General features: G+C 24.3%; 3 protein-coding genes. All 3 read right to left on the bottom strand.

Annotation, left to right across the window (positions count from 1 at the left end; translation table 4 throughout):
* The coding region (locus C6B38_RS06940) for a pentapeptide repeat-containing protein (RefSeq protein ID WP_146693354.1) at positions 1–215 on the bottom strand (215 nt) is incomplete at its 3' end.
* On the bottom strand, positions 190–354 hold the full coding sequence (locus C6B38_RS10335; RefSeq protein ID WP_162475907.1) for a hypothetical protein: 165 nt from the start codon (positions 352–354) through the stop codon (positions 190–192). The genes C6B38_RS10335 and C6B38_RS06940, both read right to left, overlap by 26 nt.
* A 45-nt stretch (positions 355–399) precedes the next feature.
* Entirely contained in the window at positions 400–546 is a 147-nt protein-coding gene (locus C6B38_RS10330) for a hypothetical protein (protein ID WP_162475906.1), read from the bottom strand.
* Positions 547–625: the final 79 nt, after the last annotated feature.

Below are 625 nucleotides of genomic sequence, written 5' to 3'. Positions count from 1 at the left end.
AAATCAGCATCTTTTAATTTAGCACCTCGTAAATCAGCACCTATTAAAATAGCATCTTGTAATTTAGCCCATCGTAAATCAGCATAAGTTAAATTAGCACTATTTAAATCAGCACCTCGTAAATCTAATGCTTCACTTGCTAAATAATCATTGATTTTTTCTTGATCAACAATAATATCTGTTAAATCTTTAATTAAATCTTGTAATGTTTTCATTTTCTAATTCCTCCAAATTCTTTTCCATAATTAATTTTTCAATATAGTCATAAGCACTTTCTTCTGAATGACATTCTTCTAATGCTTCATTAAATAAATCTTCTTCGGTATAAACTTTGCCATCTTCATCTTTTCACATATTATTTATTCTCCTTTATTTGTAATTCTTTGTATATTTCGCATTTTAAAAACTTTCTTTATTAATTTGATTAAAAATTTTTTCTAATTCAGCATAAATCATTTGCTTCATAGTATTTTGCCCATATCCATCAAATTCACCATCATTTATTGAAATTAATAATTTAGCAATATTTCTTTTTATTTTTTCCATATTATTTATCTCCTTGTCATTTAATATTTTTATCTTCTAAATCAATAATGGTTGTTTGAGAACAACTTTTATTTTTAGC

The sequence above is a fragment of the Spiroplasma sp. ChiS genome, assembly GCF_002968355.1.
Taxonomy (GTDB): domain Bacteria; phylum Bacillota_I; class Bacilli_A; order Mycoplasmatales; family Mycoplasmataceae; genus Spiroplasma; species Spiroplasma citri.
The sequence above is the reverse complement of the archived record's forward strand: the minus strand, read 5'-3'. Positions and strand labels throughout refer to the sequence as shown.